At 71.8% G+C, this 19,349-nt stretch carries 20 protein-coding genes; 13 read left to right on the forward strand and 7 right to left on the reverse strand.

The features are described from left to right. Nucleotides 1-9: 9 nt before the first annotated feature. Both pdxA and FPZ41_RS10435 read right to left on the reverse strand, forming a co-directional pair. On the reverse strand, nt 10-1,062 hold the full coding sequence (pdxA, locus tag FPZ41_RS10430) for a 4-hydroxythreonine-4-phosphate dehydrogenase PdxA (RefSeq protein WP_322620056.1): 1,053 nt from the start codon (nt 1,060-1,062) through the stop codon (nt 10-12). Continuing rightward, the gene (locus tag FPZ41_RS10435) at nt 1,059-2,303 is read right to left on the reverse strand and encodes a four-carbon acid sugar kinase family protein (RefSeq protein WP_322620057.1); all 1,245 of its coding nucleotides are present in this window, start codon (nt 2,301-2,303) and stop codon (nt 1,059-1,061) included. The genes pdxA and FPZ41_RS10435 overlap by 4 nt, the downstream gene beginning before the upstream one ends. 230 nt (nt 2,304-2,533) lie before the next feature. Between FPZ41_RS10435 and FPZ41_RS10440 the strand changes: the two genes are divergently transcribed. From FPZ41_RS10440 to FPZ41_RS10490, 11 genes are all read left to right on the forward strand, one after another. Beyond that, nucleotides 2,534-4,123, forward strand: a complete 1,590-nt coding sequence (locus FPZ41_RS10440) for an ABC transporter substrate-binding protein (RefSeq protein ID WP_152861318.1) — start codon at nt 2,534-2,536, stop codon at nt 4,121-4,123. Between the two features lie 3 nt (nt 4,124-4,126). Next, complete coding sequence (locus FPZ41_RS10445; RefSeq protein ID WP_322620058.1) at nt 4,127-5,056, forward strand: ABC transporter permease; 930 nt, start codon at nt 4,127-4,129, stop codon at nt 5,054-5,056. Nucleotides 5,057-5,059: 3 nt separating this feature from the next. After that, a complete protein-coding gene (locus tag FPZ41_RS10450) occupies nt 5,060-5,962 on the forward strand; it encodes an ABC transporter permease (RefSeq protein WP_152861320.1) in 903 nt (300 codons plus the stop codon). Continuing rightward, entirely contained in the window at nt 5,959-6,819 is an 861-nt protein-coding gene (locus tag FPZ41_RS10455) for an ABC transporter ATP-binding protein (protein WP_152861322.1), read from the forward strand. The genes FPZ41_RS10450 and FPZ41_RS10455 overlap by 4 nt, the downstream gene beginning before the upstream one ends. Further along, nucleotides 6,816-7,634, forward strand: coding sequence for an ATP-binding cassette domain-containing protein (locus FPZ41_RS10460; RefSeq protein WP_152861324.1), 819 nt, complete (start codon nt 6,816-6,818; stop codon nt 7,632-7,634). The genes FPZ41_RS10455 and FPZ41_RS10460 overlap by 4 nt, the downstream gene beginning before the upstream one ends. Beyond that, entirely contained in the window at nt 7,631-8,623 is a 993-nt protein-coding gene (locus FPZ41_RS10465) for an aldo/keto reductase (RefSeq protein WP_322620059.1), read from the forward strand. The genes FPZ41_RS10460 and FPZ41_RS10465 overlap by 4 nt, the downstream gene beginning before the upstream one ends. Before the next feature lie 135 nt (nt 8,624-8,758). After that, nucleotides 8,759-9,568, forward strand: coding sequence for an HpcH/HpaI aldolase family protein (locus FPZ41_RS10470; RefSeq protein WP_152861326.1), 810 nt, complete (start codon nt 8,759-8,761; stop codon nt 9,566-9,568). Beyond that, a complete protein-coding gene (locus FPZ41_RS10475) occupies nt 9,565-10,833 on the forward strand; it encodes a sialidase family protein (protein WP_152861328.1) in 1,269 nt (422 codons plus the stop codon). Before FPZ41_RS10470 ends, FPZ41_RS10475 begins: the two co-directional genes overlap by 4 nt. Beyond that, nucleotides 10,830-11,804, forward strand: a complete 975-nt coding sequence (locus FPZ41_RS10480; protein WP_228022655.1) for a phosphoglycerate dehydrogenase — start codon at nt 10,830-10,832, stop codon at nt 11,802-11,804. The genes FPZ41_RS10475 and FPZ41_RS10480 overlap by 4 nt, the downstream gene beginning before the upstream one ends. Before the next feature lie 87 nt (nt 11,805-11,891). Continuing rightward, complete coding sequence (locus FPZ41_RS10485; RefSeq protein WP_152861330.1) at nt 11,892-13,340, forward strand: Nramp family divalent metal transporter; 1,449 nt, start codon at nt 11,892-11,894, stop codon at nt 13,338-13,340. 192 nt (nt 13,341-13,532) lie between these two features. Beyond that, the gene (locus FPZ41_RS10490; protein ID WP_152861332.1) at nt 13,533-14,195 is read left to right on the forward strand and encodes a M15 family metallopeptidase; all 663 of its coding nucleotides are present in this window, start codon (nt 13,533-13,535) and stop codon (nt 14,193-14,195) included. 6 nt (nt 14,196-14,201) lie between these two features. On the opposite strand, the gene FPZ41_RS10495 is transcribed toward FPZ41_RS10490, so the two are convergent. The 4 genes from FPZ41_RS10495 to FPZ41_RS10510 all read right to left on the reverse strand — a co-directional run bounded on the left by FPZ41_RS10495 (nt 14,202) and on the right by FPZ41_RS10510 (nt 17,813). Next, nucleotides 14,202-15,692 carry a CAP domain-containing protein gene (locus FPZ41_RS10495; protein WP_152861334.1) on the reverse strand — a complete coding sequence of 497 codons (1,491 nt, stop codon included), beginning with the start codon at nt 15,690-15,692 and terminating at the stop codon, nt 14,202-14,204. Nucleotides 15,693-15,732: 40 nt separating this feature from the next. Beyond that, nucleotides 15,733-16,035 carry a DUF1232 domain-containing protein gene (locus FPZ41_RS10500; protein ID WP_152861336.1) on the reverse strand — a complete coding sequence of 101 codons (303 nt, stop codon included), beginning with the start codon at nt 16,033-16,035 and terminating at the stop codon, nt 15,733-15,735. Nucleotides 16,036-16,210: 175 nt separating this feature from the next. Continuing rightward, a complete protein-coding gene (locus FPZ41_RS10505; RefSeq protein WP_152861338.1) occupies nt 16,211-16,594 on the reverse strand; it encodes a hypothetical protein in 384 nt (127 codons plus the stop codon). 292 nt (nt 16,595-16,886) lie between these two features. Then, the gene (locus FPZ41_RS10510; RefSeq protein ID WP_322620060.1) at nt 16,887-17,813 is read right to left on the reverse strand and encodes a MurR/RpiR family transcriptional regulator; all 927 of its coding nucleotides are present in this window, start codon (nt 17,811-17,813) and stop codon (nt 16,887-16,889) included. Between the two features lie 188 nt (nt 17,814-18,001). Here FPZ41_RS10510 and FPZ41_RS10515 point away from each other — a divergent pair, with 188 nt between their 5' ends. Continuing rightward, complete coding sequence (locus tag FPZ41_RS10515) at nt 18,002-18,424, forward strand: hypothetical protein (RefSeq protein ID WP_322620061.1); 423 nt, start codon at nt 18,002-18,004, stop codon at nt 18,422-18,424. On the opposite strand, the gene FPZ41_RS10520 is transcribed toward FPZ41_RS10515, so the two are convergent. Beyond that, nucleotides 18,405-18,668 carry a cholesterol oxidase substrate-binding domain-containing protein gene (locus FPZ41_RS10520; RefSeq protein WP_152861340.1) on the reverse strand — a complete coding sequence of 88 codons (264 nt, stop codon included), beginning with the start codon at nt 18,666-18,668 and terminating at the stop codon, nt 18,405-18,407. The two genes, FPZ41_RS10515 and FPZ41_RS10520, sit on opposite strands and share 20 nt — an antisense overlap. Before the next feature lie 160 nt (nt 18,669-18,828). Here FPZ41_RS10520 and FPZ41_RS10525 point away from each other — a divergent pair, with 160 nt between their 5' ends. Beyond that, the gene (locus tag FPZ41_RS10525) at nt 18,829-19,338 is read left to right on the forward strand and encodes a DUF6328 family protein (RefSeq protein ID WP_152861375.1); all 510 of its coding nucleotides are present in this window, start codon (nt 18,829-18,831) and stop codon (nt 19,336-19,338) included. Nucleotides 19,339-19,349: the final 11 nt, after the last annotated feature.

The raw sequence follows: 19,349 nt of genomic DNA on the forward strand, positions 1-19,349 counted from the left end.
ACCGGGTGGTCAGCGGGCAGCCGGAGCGGTCGACATCTCGGCGGCCTGGCGCAGGGCCTCGACCATGCTACCGGCGTCGGCACGCCCCGTCCCCGCGATGTCGAACGCCGTGCCGTGGTCAACGGACGTCCGGATCACGGGCAGTCCGACCGTCAGGTTGACCCCGGCCTCGATGCCGAGCACCTTGACCGGACCGTGGCCCTGGTCGTGGTACATCGCCACGATCAGGTCGTAGTCCCCGCGGGAGGCGAGGAAGAACGCGGTGTCGGCCGGGAGCGGCCCCCGGGCGTCGATGCCGTCGGCGCGCAGTACCTCCAGCGCCGGGACGATCTTCTCGTCCTCCTCGCCGTACCCGAACAGCCCGTTCTCGCCCGCGTGCGGGTTGATACCGCAGACACCGATCCGGGGCTGCGGAACTCCTGCGCGCACCATCGCCTCGTGGCCCCGCCGCACCGTGCGCTCGACGAGTCCGGGCTCGATGCGGTTGACGGCGTCGATCAGACCGATGTGGGTGGTGACGTGGATGACCTTCACCTTCGGGGTGGACAGCATCATCGACACCTCCTCCACGCCGGTGAGGTGGGCGAGGAGTTCGGTGTGCCCGGGGTAGAGGTGGCCCGCCGCGTGCAGCGCCTCCTTGTTGAGGGGCGCCGTGCAGATGCCCTGCACGTCACCGCGCATCGCCAACTCGGCGGCGACTCGCACATAGTGGTACGCGGCGTCGCCGGCCTTCGGGGACAGCTTTCCCCACGGCAGGTCGGCCGGGAGCAGGGCGAGGTCGATGACATTGACGCGGCCCGGTGTGAACTCGGCCTGTGCCGGGCTCTCCACGGGCACGATCGTGCAGTCGACGCCGACGAGGCGGGCGGCCTGGCGCAGCCGTTCGGCGTCGCCGACGACCACCGGACGGCAGTCGCGGAGCGTGTTGGGGTGCAGCAGCGCCGGGACCACGACCTCCGGTCCGATACCGGCGCCGTCGCCCATGGTCACCGCGATGACCGGGAGCGCACGTGGGGTGGCGCCGGTCCGGTCGGTGGTGGCGGCGGTGGGAGCTGCGTTCACGGGGCTTCTCCTTGAAGGCTGGATGGTACGAGGTGCACGGGGGCGGGGTGCGGGGGTTCGGGGCGCAGGGCCCGAGCGATGCGTGACAGCGAGTCGGCCTCGCCGAAGCTGCCGGGGCGGGTGACGACGGAACGGCCGTCCGGGGCGTGGGAGTGGACGGCGCCGTGGTGGATCTGGGCGACGGGTCGCAGCTGTGTGATGCGCAGGGCGTCCAGGACGCGGCGGGCGGTCTCGCCCCCGGTGAGAACGAGGTCGCTGTCGCCCGCCACGCCGGCGACGGCCGAGGCGAGCGCGGTGACGAGCTCGCGGGAGGAGGCGGGGGAAACGGGTCCGGTGAGGCTGACGACGGTGATGCCATTCGGTGTGATGTCCGGACGGCGGGTCGGGGAGCCCGTGAGCTCGCCGGGGGAGAGGGGCACGTGCCGGGCACCCACGGCGGTGAGCCGTGCGATCTGCTCGGCGGCGGTGGGCTCGGCGGTACCGACCACGACCAAAAGCGGCCGCTCCGCTGTGCCGTTGGGGTGGGGCGTCGTTGTCTCCGCGGTCGGCGCGAGCTGTCGGCCCAGCGCGGCGGCGAGCCCGCCTGTGCCCAACATTCTTACGTCCGGCCCGAGTTCGTGGGCCGCCCCGGCGATCAGGTTCAGGTCCTCGTCCGTCTCCGCGTCGCACACCGGGTGCTGTCCCTGCGCGAAACACGCACGCAGATGATCGGCGAGCGCACCACCGCGTACGACGGACAGCGGGACGAGTGCCGTCGGTACGCCGTCCAGCGCGTGGGAGACGGACCGGGGCGGGGGACGGCCCTCGGCCCGCCAGGCGTCCGTGGTGTGCAGCGGGACTCCCCGCAGGTGCACGACCCCCGCGCGCACGGTACGGCCCGCGACCGGCAGCGCGGGCGCGATCACCACACCCCGGGCCCCGGCCGCGTACGCGGCGGTCTCGGCGGCGAGATTGCCGCGCAGCAGCGAGTCCACCTTCTTGAACAGCACTCCGTCAGGGGAGGCGCCCGCGGCGACGGCGGCCTGCACCGAGCGCGCGGCACGGTCGGCGGGCAGCTGCCGGCTGTCGAGGTCGAGCACGACGCACTCACCCGCGGTGGGGAGTACGGCGGACCCGTCCTCGGCACGGGGGCCACCGGCGGGCGCCCCCAGCACGATCCGGCTCGGCAGACGCAGCGCCATCGCGGTCTCCGCGGCACCCGACAGATCGTCGGCGAGCGCGAGCACACGATGAAGGGACACGGGAACCTCCTCGGACGACCGGGACGGCCTCTCGGGCACCGATGATGACATGAGTTGCGTGATTCGCGCGAGACCCCTTGCGCACTTCGCGCAGCCGTGCCACCTTTTCCGGCGCGACACCTGTTGGTCGCCCGCCGGACCGGAGCAGCCCGGCCGGCCCGGCACACCACGTGCCGGGCCGGGTGGGAACAGCCGGAGCCGGTCGCCCACGGAAAGCAAGAAGGTCGACGATGACCCCATCTCCCCAGAGCGCACCCCCCGAGCACGAGCCGCCGAGCCGCCGCACCCTGTTGCGCTGGGGCGCCCTCGGCGGAACCGGGCTCGCCCTAGGCCCCCTCACCGCGTGCGCCGGACCCACCGGAGCCCCCGGCCCCGGCACCCTCACCCTCGGCCTGAACCGCTCACTGGTGAGCCTGGACAACAAGCTCAACCAGTTCGACGCGGCCGTCACCGTGCAGCGCGCCGTCCGCCAGGCCCTCACCCGCATCGGCCCCCGCATGAAGGTCCAGCACGTCCTCGCCGACCGCTTCGAGATGACGGAGCCCACCGCGTGGACGGTCCGTCTGCGCGAGGGCGTCCGCTACTCCGACGGCAGCCCCGTCACCGTCGAGGACGTCGCGACAGCCCTGCGCATGTACGCCAAGGTCAACGGCTCCTTCCTCCTCGGGCTGTTCCCTGAACTGCCCACCGTCGAGCCGACCGGCGAGCGCACCTTCCGGCTGCGCACCGAACGCCCTGTGCCCATCCTCGACCGCCTGATGGCCAACATCCACATCACCCCGGCCGCCGCCAACCGCCCCGAGGAACTCCAGAGCGGCCTCGGCTCCGGCCCGTACCGGGTGGTGAAGGCCAACAGCGGCGCGGGCGAGTACACCCTCGCTCGCAACACCAAGTACTGGGGACCCCGGCCGCACATCGACACCGTCCGCGTCCGCTTCGTACCCGAGGAGGCCAGCCGGGTCATCGCCCTGCGCAGCGGCGAGCTGGACGTCGTCGACACCCTCACGCCCGACTCGGCCGAACAGCTCACCGGCCTGCCCGGCGTCACCGTCCAGGAGACCTCCGGCGTCCGCATCTGCCAGCTCTTCTTCAACTTCCGCAAACCCAAGGGGCATCCGCTCGCCGACCCCCGCGTCCGCCGCGCCCTGACATACGCCATCGACGGCGAGTCCCTCATCCGCGACGTCCTCACCGACTCCGTCGAACAGGTCGACGGCGTGGTCCCCCTCGCCCTCGTAGGCGCGGCCCGTACCGGCTCGTACGCCTACGACCCCGCGAAGGCGAAGTCCTTGCTGAAGTCGCTGGGCGCGGACGACATACGGATCACAATCATCTGGGAATCGGGTGAGTTCGCCGCCGACACCTCCGTTATGGAGGCCGTGGTCAATATGTTCCAGGACATCGGCGTCCGTGCCCGGCTCCAGCAGTTCCAGCCGGGCGGCGACATCCTGAAGTGGCGTCAGGGACGCGCCGGCGACTGGGACGTCATCGGCAACGGCTTCGGCAGCCCCACCGGCCAGGCCCTCACCACCCTCCAGGGCATGTACGCCGGCACGGCCGAGAAGGAACGCACTCGCGACACCTACATGGGCTACGTCGTCCCGCGCATCGAGCAGCAGCTCTCCGACGCGGCCACCGAGGTCGACGCCCCGGAGCGGAACAAGAAGCTTGCCGCCGTGCAGCAGGCCATCTGGGACACCTGGCCCTGCCTGTGGGCGTTCGCGCCGAAGACCCTCCTCGCACGCCGCGACCGCGTGCGCGACCTGAGCCTGCTGACGCTCAACTCGTACGACCTGTCCGCCGTACGGCTGGAGGGCTGACCCGTGCCGATCTACCTCGCCAGACGCCTCGGCCAGAGCCTGCTGACCGTCTTCCTCACCCTGACCACCGTGTTCCTGCTGGTGCGGCTCGCCCCCGGCGACCCGGCCGCCGCGTACGCGCCCCCCTTCGCGTCGAGCGCCGATCTGGCCCGTATCCGGGCGGAGTTCGGCCTGGACGACCCGCTGTTCACCCAGTACGGGATCTTCCTGCGCGACCTGTTCACCGGGAACCTGGGTACGAGCTACTCCTTCCACGCCCCCGCCTTCGACGTGGTCATGGACCGCATGCCCTACACGGTCACCCTCGCCGTCGCGGCCCTCGCGGTCACGACCCTTGTCGCCGTCCCGCTGGGTGTGTGGATGGCGCGCCGCGCCGACACGAAGCGGGAGCTGGGCGCCAACGTGATGACGATCGCGGGGCAGTCGATGCCGGACTTCTGGACCGGAGTGATGCTGCTGACGGTGTTCGCCGTACTGTTCCCGGTGCTGCCCGCCTCCGGCTTCACCACCTGGAGCGGACTCGTCCTGCCCACCATCACCGTCGCCGTGCTCCAGCTCGCCCTGGTCTCACGGCTGGTGCGGCGCGAGATGGTCTCCGCACTGACCTCCCCGTACGTCACCGTCGCCCGCTCGCGCGGAGTTTCCGAGCGCGCACTGACCTGGCGCTACGCCCTCGGGAACTCCGGGGTGCCCCTGCTCACCGCGCTCGGTACGCGCTTCGCGGCGCTCCTCAACGGTGTCGTGGTCGTCGAGGTCGTCTTCGGCTGGCCCGGCGTCGGCTCCCTCGTGGTGCGCGCCCTGGAGACCCGCGACTACCCGCTGATCCAGGCGACCGTGCTGGTCACGGCCACCCTCGCGATCCTCGTCCAACTCCTCGTCGACCTCGCCTACCCGCTGCTCGACCCGCGGGTACGCCTCGGAAAGGCGGCCTGAGCCATGAGCAGTACGGCCATAGGAACCGAACGGCCGAGCGCCGTCACCGCACGCGACCTCGCCCGCGCCACCGCCACGCGCACCCGGCGCAGCGCTCATGTGAAGCTGTGGGCCGGAGCGGTCTGCACCGCACTCGTCGTGGTGCCCGTGGCGCTGGCGAACGTGCTGCCCCTGCCGGGCGCCAACGCCCAGGACCTGTCCCGGCGCCGGCTGCCTCCGCTGAGCGAGGGCCATCTGTTCGGCACGGACCAGCTCGGCCGCGACCTGCTGTCCCGCATCCTGCACGGTGGCCAGGTGTCCCTGACGGTCGGCGTGCTCGCCGTGCTCGTCTCCGGGCTCATCGGCATCGCGGCCGGGGCGGCGGCCGGGTTCTTCGGCGGCTGGGTCGACGCGCTCGTCTCCCGCTTCCTGGAGGCCCAGCTCGCACTGCCGCTGCTGATGATGCTGCTCCTGGTCGTCGCGCTGTTCGGGCCGTCCGTCACCGTCATCACGTGTGTGATCGCCGTGGCCCAGTGGCCGGAGGTCGCCCGTCTGACCCGGTCGCTCGTCCTGGTCGAGCGGGAGAAACCGTACGTCGCCGCCGCCCGCGTCCTCGGCCTGCGCGCCTGGCAGGTACTGCTGCGCCACGTCATCCCCAACGTCGTGCGGCCCGCCAGCCTCGTCGTACTGCTCCTGCTGGCGCAGGCCGTGCTGCTGGAGAGCGCGCTCAGTTTCCTCGGCGCGGGACCGCAGCGGCCCTTCGCGACCTGGGGGCGGATCATCTCCGACGGCCAGGCGTACATCACCACCTCGTGGTGGCTCGTCACACTGCCAGGACTGGTGATCGCACTGCTGGTCGTCGGGGTGAACCTGCTGGGCGACGGGCTGCGCGACCGCACACGACGGAGGAAGGGAGCCGGAGCATGACACAGACAACGACCGTTCGGCACGACGACCAGCCGCTGCTGGACGTCACCGACCTTCAGATCGAGCTCGTCACCGCGAACGGGGTCGTCCGAGCCGTCGACGGCGTGAGCTTCACCGTCGGCCACGGTGAGACCGTCACCCTCATCGGAGAGTCGGGGTCGGGGAAGTCCACCACCGCGATGGGTGTCCTGCGGCTGCTGCCCGAAGGGCTCGCTGTACTGTCGGGCAGCGTGCGGATCGCAGGGCGGGACGTCCTCGCCGACCCGGACGCCGCCCGTGCCGTACGCGGGCGCACGGTGTCGCTGATCCCGCAGGACCCGATGACGGCGCTCAGCCCGGTGCACACCGTCGGCCGCCAGCTCGGCGACGCGATCCGGCTGCGCCACCCCGAGCTCACCCGCGCCCAGGTCCGCGACAAGGGCACTGAACTGCTCGGCCGGGTGCACATCACCAAGCCGGAGACCCGCTGGAAGGCGTACCCGCACCAGTTCTCCGGCGGCATGCTCCAGCGCATCCTCATCGCGATCGCACTGGCCGGGGAGCCCGACCTGCTGGTCGCCGACGAGCCGACGTCCGCGCTGGACGCCACCGTGCAGGCAGGGGTCCTCGACCTGCTGATGGAACTGCAGGAGCGCACCGGCATCGGCATGCTGATGATCACCCACGACCTGGGCGTGGCCCGGCTCGTCTCCGACCGCATCCACGTCATGAAGGACGGTCGCTTCGTCGAGTCCGGCCCGGCCGAGCAGATCGTGGCACGGCCCGCCGCCCCCTATACCCGCGACCTCCTCGCCGCCGTGCCCCGCCTGGGCGCCTGGGACGAGGACGAACCCCTCGTGGAGGGAGCAGCCTCATGACCGACACCCTGCTCGCCGTGGAGGATCTCGTCATCGAGTATCCGACCCGGCAAGGCCCCTTCCGCGCCGTGGACCAGGTCGGGTTCCGGCTGGCGCGCGGCGGTTCCCTCGCCGTCGTCGGCGAGTCCGGCTGCGGCAAGTCGACGCTCGCACGGGCGCTGGTCCGGCTGCTGAAGCCGACGGCCGGCCGCATCGTGCTCGACGGCACGGACATCGCGACCCTGCCCGAACGGCGGCTGCGCCCGCTGCGCCGACGCGTCCAGATGGTGTTCCAGGACCCGTACGGCTCCCTCGACCCGCACCTCACCGCCCAGCAGATCGTCGCCGAGCCGCTGCGCCTGGCGGGCGTGTCCGACCGGACCGAACGGGCCCGGCGCGCCGCCGAGCTGCTCGACCAGGTCGGCCTGCCGAAGTCCGCGCTCGACCGCCGGCCCGCCGACTTCTCCGGCGGACAGCGCCAGCGCATCGGCATCGCCCGCGCCCTGGCCTCCCGCCCCGACCTGCTCGTGTGCGACGAGGCGACCTCCGCGCTCGACGTCTCCGTACAGGCCCAGGTCCTCGGTCTGCTGCAGGAACTGCAGGAGGAGACCGGCATCGCCTACCTCGTCATCGCGCACAACCTGGGCGTCGTGCGCGAGATCAGCACCGACGTGGTGGTGATGCGCTCCGGCCGCGTCGTCGAGACCGGCCCCACCGCGGACGTCCTCGCCTCGCCCACCGACCCCTACACCCGGGCCCTGCGGCGCGCCGCTCTCGACCCGACCGCGATCCACGGCGTGAAACCGCGCCGCGTACTGGAAGGAAACCGCACGTGACCACCGGCGTCCCCATCGCCATCTCTCTGCCGGACCGACCCGTCCCGCTCTCCCGCCTGGTCCTCGGCACCATGACCTTCGGCGACACGGTCGACCGCGCGGGCGCCGCCGCCATGCTGGACGCGGCCCTCGACGCGGGCATCAACGGCGTCGACACCGCCAACGGCTACGCGGGCGGCGAGAGCGAGCGCCTCCTCGGCGAGCTGCTGCCGGGCCGCCGCGACCGGATCGTCCTCGCCACCAAGGCGGGCATCCCGCACCCCGACCAGGGCGACCACGCCCCGCTGTCGCCCGCCGGACTGCGTGCCGCCCTGGAAGGCAGCCTCAAGCGCCTCGGCACCGACCACGTCGACCTCTTCTACCTCCACCAGCCGGACCGCAGGACCCCGATCTCCGACACCCTCGCCACCGTCGCCGAGTTCGCCGCCGAGGGCAAGATCCGCGCGCTCGGCGTCTCCAACTACGCGGCCTGGCAGATCTCCCTGCTGGTGCGCACCGCCGACGAGGTCGGCGCCCCGCGCCCCGTCGTCGCCCAGCAGCTGCACAACCTCCTCGCGCGCCGCATCGAGGAGGAGTACGTGGAGTACGCGGCCGTCACCGGCCTCGCCACCATGGTCTACAACCCGCTCGGTGGCGGCCTGCTGACGGGGCGTCACCAGTTCGACAGCGCGCCCGGGGCGGGCCGCTTCGGCGACTCCCGGCTCGCCGGGATGTACCGGGAACGGTACTGGGACGAGCGCCTCTTCACCGCCGTCGCGCAGCTCACCGAGATCGCCGAGGGGGCCGGCATCCCGCTCACCGAGCTCGCCCTGCGCTGGCTCCTCGACCGCCCCTCCACGGACGCGCTGCTCCTCGGCGGCTCCCGGACCGAACACCTCCTCGCCAACGTCGCCGCCGCCCAGGCCGGCCCCCTGCCGGCCGATGTGACGGCCGCCTGCGACGAGGTCGGCGCGCGGCTGAGAGGCCCGATGCCGGCCTACAACCGCTGACACCTCGCCGGGTTCGCCGACCGGTTCGCCGAGCGGCCCGCCGACCGGTTCGTCAGCCGGTCGGCGTCGCGAGCACCCCGACCTTCCACCGTCCCACCGCCCTGTCGCCTCTTCGTTCCAAGGAGCCTGCACTTCATGAACGCCGTCCCCGGCACCCCCGCCCCGGGCACCGCCGCCGCCTTCGCCGCCCTCCTGCGGGCCCGTGAACCGCTCGTCGGCTACTGGTGCGTGCTCGACTCCCCGGTCTCGACCGAACGCATCGCCCGCCTCGGCTACGACTACGTCGCCCTCGACGCCCAGCACGGCCTTATCGAGTACTCGGGCGTGCTGGCCTCGCTGACGGCGATCGACACCAAGGGCTCCAGCGCCGTCGGCCTGGTCCGCGTCGAGGCCAACGACCCCATGCCGATCGGCAAGGCCCTCGACGCCGGCGCCGCCGGTGTGATCGTTCCGCTGATCGACAACGCCCAGGACGCCTTCGCGGCAGTGGCCGCCGTGCGCTACCCCCCGCTGGGAATCCGTTCGTACGGGCCGATGCGCTCGGGGCTCCGTATCGGCCCCAATCCGGCCGACGCCCACCGGGAGACCGTCGTCCTCGCGATGATCGAGACGGCGGAAGGGCTCGCCAACGTCGAGGAGATCTGCGCCACCGACGGCCTCGACGGCGTCTACGTCGGCCCCTCCGACCTGCGCATCGCGCTCGGCGGGGCGACCTCCACAGACCCCGCGGTCGCCGCCGAGTTCGAGGCCGCACTCGTCAGGGTGCGGACGGCGGCGGCCGCGGCCGGTATCGCGGCGGGCATCCACAACCCGGACGGCGCCGCCGCGGCCAAGCGACTCGCCGAGGGCTTCACCTTCGCCACGGTCGCCTGCGACCTGGTGCATCTGGAGCAGGTGGCCGCCGGGCATCTGGAGGCGGCGCGCGCGAAGGGGGAAGCACGATGACGGGCACGGAAGCGGTCACCGGGGCGGGCACGGGGTCCGGCAAGGAGGCGAGCACGGAGACGGACGCGCCCGCACCCGTCGTCGCCGACGGAGTCCTCCGCCCCCACCCCGGCCGGCCCGGCCGCGCCGAAGCCCACCTCGCCGCCCCCGCCGTGCAGAACCACGCCGCCAACCTCACCGTGCTGCCCGGCGGCGCTCTGGGGTGCGTCTGGTTCGCGGGGACCCTGGAGGGGGTCTCCGACATCTCGGTGTGGTTCTCCCGGCTGGCCCCGGGCGCGGACGCCTGGTCCGACCCGGTCCAGCTCTCCGAGGACCCGGGCCGCTCGGAACAGAACCCGCTCCTCTTCCCCGCCCCCTCCGGCGACCTGTGGCTCCTGCACACCGCCCAGCTCGGCGGCCGGCAGGAGACCGCGGAGGTACGGCTGCGTGTCAGCGCCGACGGGGGCGTCACCTGGGGACCCACGCGCACCCTCATCGAGGGAGGCGTCTTCGTCCGTCAACCCGTCACCGAACTCCCTGAGACCGGAAGGCTGTTGCTGCCCGTCTTCCGCTGTGTCGCACCACCCGACGCCCCCTGGACGGGCGATCGCGACACCAGCTCGGTGATGATCAGCGACGACGGCGGCACCACCTGGCAGGAGCACCCGGTGCCCGGTTCCACCGGACTCGTCCACATGAACATCCGCCCCCTGCCCGACGGTTCACTCCTCGCCCTCTTCCGCAGCCGCCGCGCCGACGCGGTGCACCGCAGCGTGTCGTACGACGACGGGGAGACCTGGAGCGAGCCCGAGCCGCTGGCCCTGCCGAACAACAACTCCTCGATCCAGTACGCCGTCCTCTCCGACGGCCGCCTCGCCCTCACGTACAACCACAGCAGCGCGGCGGACGCAGTGGCGCGCAGGGTGTCGCTGTACGACGACATCGAGGACGAGGGAACGGATGAGCAGCAGGGCGAGCAGAAGGGCGAGCAGAAGGCGGCGGCCGAGCCTTCCGGTGACGCCTTCTGGGGCGCCCCGCGCGCCCCGCTCAGCCTCGCCGTCTCCTCCGACGGCGGCCGGACCTGGCCCCAGCGCCACGATCTGGAGACCGGCGACGGCCACTGCCTCACCAACAACTCCCGCGACGGCCTGAACCGCGAGCTGTCGTACCCGTCGATCACCCAGACACCGGACGGCACCCTGCACATCGCGTACACACACCACCGCCGCACCATCCAGTACGTCCGACTGAGCCCGCAGTGGACGGACAGGGAGTTCCCCGCATGACCGACACGGCCTCCATGGCCTCCACCGGCTCCTCGACCACCCTCATCACCACCCCCACCTTCGCCCGCCACTCGCCCGACCCCTGGGAGATCCTCGCGTCGGCGGGCGCGGGACCGCTTCGCCCGTACGAGGACAGCGCACTGCCTCATGTCGAACTCCTCGCGCACATCGGCACGGTGGACGCCCTCATCGTCGGCATGGACTCCATCACGGCGGAGGTCATCGAGGCGGCCGACCGCCTCAAGGTCATCGCCAAGCACGGTGTCGGCGTCGACACCATCGACCTCGCCGCGGCCCGGGCCCGGGGCATCCGCGTGGTGTGCGCGCCCGGCAGCAACTCCCGCGCGGTGGCCGAGTACACCTTCGGACTCCTCCTGTCCGCGTCCCGTGGCATCACGGCCTCCCACGACGGGGTCGTGGCGGGGGAGTGGCCCAAGCTGTTCGGCCCCGAACTCGCCGGGCGCACCCTGGGCGTCGTCGGCTTCGGCCGCATCGGACGGCTTCTCGCCGGTTACGGAGCCGCGTTCGGCATGACCGTCCTCGCGCACGACCCGTTCGTGACGGAGACCCCGGGCGCGGAGAGCGTCGGTCTGGACGAGCTGCTCGCCCGCGCCGACGTGGTGAGCCTCCACCTGCCCGCCGACCCCGAGGCAGGCCCCCTGCTCTCCCGTGAGCGCCTCGCCGCCATGAAGCCGGGCGCCCTGCTCGTCAACGCGGCGCGCGGCGGACTCGTCGACGAGGAGGCGCTCGCCGCGCTGCTGAACGACGGGCACCTGGGCGGCGCCGCACTCGACGCCTTCGCCCATGAACCGCTGCCCGCGGACAGCCCGTTGCGCACCGCGCCGGGCGTCCTGCTGACCTCGCACATGGCGGCCTGCACCCCCGAGGCCAACCGCGCCATGGGCGTCCTGGTCGCCGAGGACGTCGTACGCGTCCTCGCGGGCGAACCCCCGCTCCGCCCAGCCACCTGACCGACCGGCCCGAACGCAGCCACCCCCCACTACGGAAGCGTTCCCCTGTGCCCGGCGATGACGCCGGGCCGATCCCGAGGACCAGTCATGTCTAAGACAACGCCGTCGACGTCCCGGACGACACCCGGCTCCACGGCACCTCCCGGCGTCCCCGACGACCCGTACGCCCTGCGCGCCGAGGACGTCCGCGAGGCACCCACCACCTTCACCGGGCGGCTGCGCCACCTGGGCCCCGGCTTCGTGCTGTCGGCGGCGGTGGTGGGCTCCGGCGAGCTCATCGTCACCACTTCGCTCGGCGCCCGAGCGGGATTCGCCCTCCTCTGGCTGGTGATCGTCAGCACCGCCGTGAAGGTCTGGGTGCAGATGGAGCTGGCCCGCTGGACCATCCTCAACGGCCGTACCGCACTGGAGGGTTACAGCGAGGTATCTCCCCGCATCGGCCGCATCGGCTGGATCAACTGGCTCTGGATCGGCATGGACTTCGCCAAGATGTTCCAGCGCGGCGGCATCATCGGCGGCACCGCGGCAGCCTGCTCCATCCTGTGGCCGATCACCGGTGAGGCACTGAGCTTCCGCTCCCTCGCCGTATGGACCGTCATCGTCACGGCCTCGGCCGTCCTCATGCTGCGCACCGGCAAGTACGGCGTGGTCGAGAAGATCTGCGTCGCCTGCGTCATCGTCTTCACCATCGCCACGGTCGGCCTCGCCCTCGGCCTGCCGGCCACCGAATTCGGCTACGGGGGAAGCGAGTTGGGTGAGGGCCTCAGCTTCCTCATCCCGGCCGGCACCGTCGGTATCGCGCTCGCCATGTTCGGTATCACCGGCGTGGGTGCCGACGAGATGACGACGTACACCTACTGGTGCATCGAGAAGGGCTACGCCCGCTGGACCGGCCCCGACGACGGCACCGAGGCGCGGGCGCGGCGTGCCGAGGGCTGGCTCAAGGTGATGCGTCTGGACGTCGCCGCCGGCTGGCTGATCTGCACCCTGTGCACGCTCTCGTTCTACGTCATCGGCGCCGCAGTGCTGCACCCGCAGAACCTGGTGCCCGAGGGCAACTCGATGATCACCACCCTGTCCCGCATCTACACCGACACGATGGGCCCCTGGGCCGAGTACCTGTTCCTGGCGGGCGCCATCGCCGTCCTCTTCTCCACCCTCATCGGCTCGACCGCCAGCGTTCCCCGGCTGTGGACCAACACGCTGGGCCTGCTCCGCGTCATCGACTGGCAGAACGTCCAGGTCCGCCGCCGCACCATCCAGATCCTCACCTACTGCCTGCCGCCCGTGTGGGCCGCCTCCTTCCTGTACGTCCAGTCACCCGTCCTCATGGTCCAGATCGGTGGCATCGGCGGCGGTATCTTCCTGCTGGCCGTGGTCGTCGCCGTCTGGCGGCTGCGCGCCACGGGTGTCGAACGCCGCTTCCGCGCCAACGCCTGGCTCACCGCGGCCCTCGTCCTCAGCAGCGCGGCCATCGTGTTCCTCGGCGTCTACGGCGTCCTGGACGTGCTGGGGATCAGCCTGACGAGCGACTGAGTCACGCCGGTTCCAGCGTGCTCGCCGTGGTGGTGAGCACGGCGTTCTTCGTCGGACGTTGTGGCGAGCGCGGTGACGCCGCGCTCGCCGTCCTTCGTCGACCACTTCCGCGGCGGGTGCCGTCGTGAAGGCTTCCGGCCAGGATCGGCGGAACGAGCACCGCCGGACCGGTCCTGGGCGAGGATCACAGGTATGACGAACGAGATCGTGCTGATGTCGGACCCCAGGGTCGCGGCGATACCTGTGGCCGACTGCGGAGAACCACTCGTCGACCTCCGGCTCCAGGAGTCCCTCGCCGTCGACACCCGGAGAGAGGAACCCTCGGGCGCCTTCGCACACCTGCGGGAGCAGGTCCTGACGCGTCTGCTCAAAGCCCAGGACATGGTCCCGGACGGCATGCGGCTGCTGTTCGTCGAGGGATATCGCCCGCCGGCACTCCAGCGCCGCTACTTCGAGGACTACGCCGGCGAACTGCGTGCCGCCAACCCGGACTGGACCCCGACACGGGTGCACCACGCCACGAGCCGTTACGTATCACCGCCGGAGATCGCCCCGCACAGCGCCGGCGCCGCCGTCGACCTCACCCTCGTCTCCGCCGACGGGCGGGAACTCGACATGGGCACCCCCGTGAACGCGAGCCCCGAGGAGAGCGACGGCGCCTGCTACACGCACGCCGCCAACATCGGCGAGGACGCCCGCGTCAACCGCCGCGTCCTCAGTGAGGCCCTCACCGCCGCAGGCCTCGTCAACTACCCCACGGAGTGGTGGCACTGGTCCTACGGCGACCGCTACTGGGCCCTCGCCACCGGAGCCGACAGCGCGCTGTACGGACCACGGGAACTCGACCAGGCGTGAACGCCGTCAGCCGCCGAACAACTGCGTCCAGTACGTGCCCGCCGTGCCACCCCCGGCGAAACCGATGCCTATGTGGGTGAAGCCCGGCTTGAGGATGTTGGCGCGATGGCCCGGGCTGTCCATCCAGCCGCGGACGACCTCGGCGGGTGAGCGCTGCCCGCAGGCGATGTTCTCGCCGATCGTGCGTCGTGTGGAGCCTGCGGCGGCGGCCCGGTGCCAGGGCTCGCCGCCGTCGGGGGAGGTGTGCGAGTAGAAGGCGCGCGCCACCATGTCGGCGCTGTGCCCCTGGGCGGCGGTGGCGAGCAGCGGATCGTCGGCCAGTGGCTGCAGCCCGGCCGACGCCCGCTCGGCGTTGGTGAGCGCGATGACCTCGGCCGCCGTCTGCGTGAGCCCGGCCGGAGTGAAGGGCCGCGCCCACAGTGCCGTCCAGTACACGTCGCCGGAGCGCCCGTCGGAGACGCAGGCCAGACCGGCCTCGCTGAACGACGGCTCGCACAGCGTGTCACGGGTCCGCTCGCCGGACAGGCAGTACTCCACGAACTCGGCCGGTGTGCGCGGGCCGGACACCAGATGCTCGCCGACCGTGAGATACGTGTAGCCGCTCGCCGTGACCCGCTGGAACACGGACCGTCCGTCCGGCCCCTCGGAGGCGAGGCGCCCCTGCGCCGCCATCCCCGCAGCGTGCTCCCGAGCCGCCGCCACGAGTCGCGCGTCCAGCACCACGGCGGGCGAACCCACCCTCGCCCGCGCCGAGTTCACCAGAGGCAGGAAACCGTCCGGGTCGGGGGCACTTCCGTGCGAGGCGGACGATACGCCCGGCATCAGGAATCCATCACTCCGGCCGATCCCGGATCCCGGCATCCGGAACCCACCGTCCCGGCCGCTGCCGATCCCCGGTGTCCGGAGGCCTCCAGGCTGCGGGCCGGCGCCCGGGCGCGGCGGTGCACCGGCAGTGCCACCGCTACCGCTCCTGCTACCGCTCCCGGCACTGGCCACGACTCCCGCCGCCGGAGTCGCGTCCTCGGCGACATCGACCCCGAAGTCCCGTGCGACACCGGCCAGTCCCTCCGCGTACCCCTGCCCCAGGGCCCGCAGCTTCCACACGGGGCCACGCCGGTAGATCTCGGCGAGCAGGAGCACCGTCTCGCGCTGCGGGCGCGGCGGGGTGAAGCGGGCGATGACGCGTCCGCCGGGACCGGTGACGTGCAGGGAGGGCGCGGGCAGCTGCCCGAGGGATGTTCCGGGATCGGTGGGGCTGATGACCACCGTGACGCGGCTCGCCCCTGCCCGCAGTGTCGCCGGATCGACGGTGAGCTCCTCGCCCGTGAGGCGGACTCCGGGCGCCGTCCGCTGGTTGTAGAACACGAAGTCGGCGTCCCCGCGCACCTTCCCGCCGTCGTCGGTGACGAGCGCGGACACGTCGAAGGGGCCCGGCACCCGGAGAACCAGGGTGCCGCCGGGGAGGGGCACGTTGCCCCCGGGAACCAGCTCGCTCATTGCCGCCGCCTGTCGGAGTGACCTTCAGCGGGGCAACGTCTCACTTGCGCAGGGGAGTTCCCGTCTCGCTCTCCGGTGCCTGCGCGCCCGCCGTCCGCAGGGACCTGAGCGCCAGCAGCAGGACCCCGACGTCGTCCAGGTAGACAGGATCGGGCAGCAGATCGGCCGGCAGGACGAGATACAGCACCGCACCCCAGAAGACCCAGCGCGGCCCGGTCGGCAGTCCGGCACGAGTGAGGTCACGCCGTGCCCGCACGAGCCGGACCAACAGCGCCACCGCCGCCGCTAGTACGGCGACCGCGAGCACCGCGGCGACCACGATCACCCACGTCCAGGTATCCATGAGCCCTGCCCCTCGCTCGCCATGCCGGTCTGCTCCTGCTGTTCCTCTTCCCGCAACGGCGGGTCGTATCGCCGTTGCGCCCGCGAGGAGGAATCACCAGGGAAGCACATGGGAGGCACATGGGAGGCACAGAGGGCAACAGGAGGCGGACCGGGAGAGGGCCGGAGAGGACCGGTCAGTGGGAGGCGCGCGCCAGGCTGCTGTCCGCGAGGGCCTGGCTGACGGCACGGATGCTGCGGGCCATGTGGTTCAGCTGTGTGACCTCGGCGGCGTACATCTTGATCGTGTGCTCGATGACCGACTCGGTGAGCCCGAGGCGGGGCAGTTCGGTCCGCGCGGTCTGCAGGGCGGTGCGCGCGACCCGTATCTCGTGCTGCACCTGGATCTGGGCGTGGCGGGCCAGCAGGACCGGGTGGCGGAGCATCGTCGGGTAGCTGCCGTAGCGGGCCGGCACCAGCTCGCGCAGCCACCTGGCGGCCGAGCGCTCCCAGTCGTAACTGCCCGGTGTCTTCACCTGACACGGCCAGTCCGAGCTGATCGGCGAGTAGGCGAGGGCCATGATCATCGCTCCGGTCTTACGTCGACGCCAGAAGTTGGGAACGCTCGGCGGCCCCGGCTAGGGGATGACCGGGGCCGCCGCACCCGGGCACCGTGGCGGGTACGAGCGGACGGTCCCGGGCGGAGGACGTGGCCCGGCGTCCCGGCCGGATCACGATCCGCGAGCAGTATTTATATATACCGATGAGTTTGCAAGGGCATGAAAAAATTCATACCAGGATGTGGCTGAATAGTCCCATGTGGTGAAAGTGGCGGGAGATGTGCGGAACGGCCCCCTGTGGGCCTGGGCACGCTCAGTCCTTGAGGAAGAACTGGTGCTGTTCCGCGATCTGTTCGTACTCCTCCAGCCGGGCCTGCGTCCGCTCGGGATCCGCGTCGGTCATGGCCTGCAGCAGTGCCGCGGACATCAGCACGGGGGCCGCGTACGAGTCGAAGACCAGGCGTGATCCCGTCCCCGTGGTGAACACGGCGTCGGCCTCGTCGGCCACCGGCCCCAGCGCCAGGTCGGTGATCAGGGCAACCTTCAGACCGGCGCTGTGCGCGACCCGCAGGGCGGTGAGCGTCTCCTGCCCGTGCCGCGGCATCGAGAACGCCAGCAGCCAGGACCCGCCGGCCTCGCGCGACTGCAGCAGCGCGTCGTACGCGACGCTGCCGCCCCGGGTCACCAGCCGTACGTCGGGGTGGATCCGGCGGGCCGCGTACGCGAAGTACTCGGCGAGCGACCCGGAGATCCTGAGGCCGAGGACCGTGAGCGGCGTCGACCGGGACAGGGCCCTGCCGACCGCGATCACCTGGTCCGGGTCGGCGAAGTCGCGCCGCATGTTCTCCAGGTTCGCGATCTCGGCGTCCACGGCGGCCTGGAGTTCGTTGCTGCGCTTCTCGGCGGTGGTGGCGGGAGTGCTGCCGAGCGCGCTGAGCGCGATGGCCTGGAGCTTCTCACGCAGCGCCGGGTACCCGCTGAAGCCCACGGCCGCCGCGAACCGGGTCACCGAGGGCTGGCTGACGCCGACGCGTTCCGCGAGGTCCGTGATCGACAGGAACGCGGCCTCGGTGATGTGCTCGATCAGGTACTGGGCGATGCGCCGCTGCCCGGGCGACAGACGGGGCCCGTCGAAGAGCTCCCGGAGCCGGACCGTGGGGGCGGCCGTCTCCGCCTCGGGAGCCGCCCGGCCCGAGGTGATCGCCGATGCCTGAGCCCGTGCCTGCTGCGGCGATGGCACCCGTGTGCCTCCTTCGTCTCCCACGAACACTCAACATAACCCAGCGAAATGGCCCACCGGATGTCCCGGCCAGGGTCCGACGACCGGAGGTACGGGGACCGCCGGGCCGTGTGACATGAGGGGATCCCGTTTCGGTCGCACGCTGGGGGTACTCGCTCGGTGCCCCGCCCACGCCAGGGAGGACCCTCGTGAACCTGACCCCCATGCCCGTGTCACAGGTCCAGGTGGTGCTCAGCGACTGCTCCGCGCACGACGCCGGCCTCCTGTTCGACACCCTGTGCACCTGTTTCTCCTCGGACCGCTGCGTCGGCGAGGAACCGCACGAGGCGGACCGCGACCGCCCGACCGTGTGGACGGGCACCTTCGATCTGCTCGACGACCCCGCGCACCCGACCGGCCACCCGCACGAGCCGCACCCCGTGCCGCTGTCCGGCCCCGTGCTCGCCGACGTCCAGGGCAGCCCGCTCGCGGTGCGGCATCTGCGGGAGGCCCTGGAGGAGTCGTTCACCGTCCAGGAGGTCGGCGCCATCCCCGGTGACCAGGAGGTCCAGGTGCAGCTCGTGCTGGAAGGCCGGGCCGCCCGTACGCCCTTCACGAGAACAACCGGCTGAGCGAGGCATTCGCGTACAGCTGATGCGGATCCAGCCGCTCCAGGATGGACGCCGCCTCGTCCCCGGCCGACCGCCCCTCACCGCCACCGCCACCGTCGCCTTCGTCGAAGGAGGCGGGCACGGACCTGGCCAGAACGTCCTCGTCGCTCCAGGCGGCCGCGTCCGTGTACCCCCAGCCCTTGGACCACTCGACACGTGCGAGGGCGTGCCCGCCGTCGTACGTGTCGAGCGCGAACCGCTCCAGCTCCGGCGCGGAGGGGCAGGCCCAGCCGTACCGTCAAAAGGCCTCACTCGTGTGAGTGAACTGATCCCTACACGCGCTTCACAACGCACACCCCGTCGCCATCCAACACAGGGAGACCGACGCAGCCGGGAGGGACACGGTGTCCGACAGCGCAGACGACATGGCCACGGGCAGGGCCAAGGGCAGGGGTAGGGGCCGGGCCCGGGGCCGCGATGAGACGCAGGACGAGCGGGCCGACCGCATGTGGAGCGAGCTCATCCAGGAGGTCCGCGTGGCCCAGACGGGCGTGCAGATCCTCTTCGGCTTCCTGCTCACCGTCGTCTTCACGGCCCGCTACCCGCAGCTGTCGCAGACGGACCGGACCATCTACATCGTGACGGTGGTTCTCGGGGCCTCCGCCACCGGTGCCCTGATCGGCCCGGTCTCCTTCCACCGGCTCGTCTCCGGACGGCGGATCAAGCCCCAGGCGGTGACCTGGGCCTCCCGGCTGACCCTGGCCGGCCTTCTGCTCCTGCTGGCCACGATGACTTCGGCGCTGCTGCTGATCCTGCGCGTGGCCACCCACGGCGACTACACACCGTGGGTGGTGGTGGGGGTTGTCGCCTGGTATCTGCTGTGCTGGTTCGTCCTGCCCCTGTGGGTGCGCCTGCGGCACACCACCATCGACTGACGCCTCGTCGG

The organism is Streptomyces acidicola (genome assembly GCF_009377235.1).
GTDB lineage: Bacteria > Actinomycetota > Actinomycetes > Streptomycetales > Streptomycetaceae > Streptomyces > Streptomyces acidicola.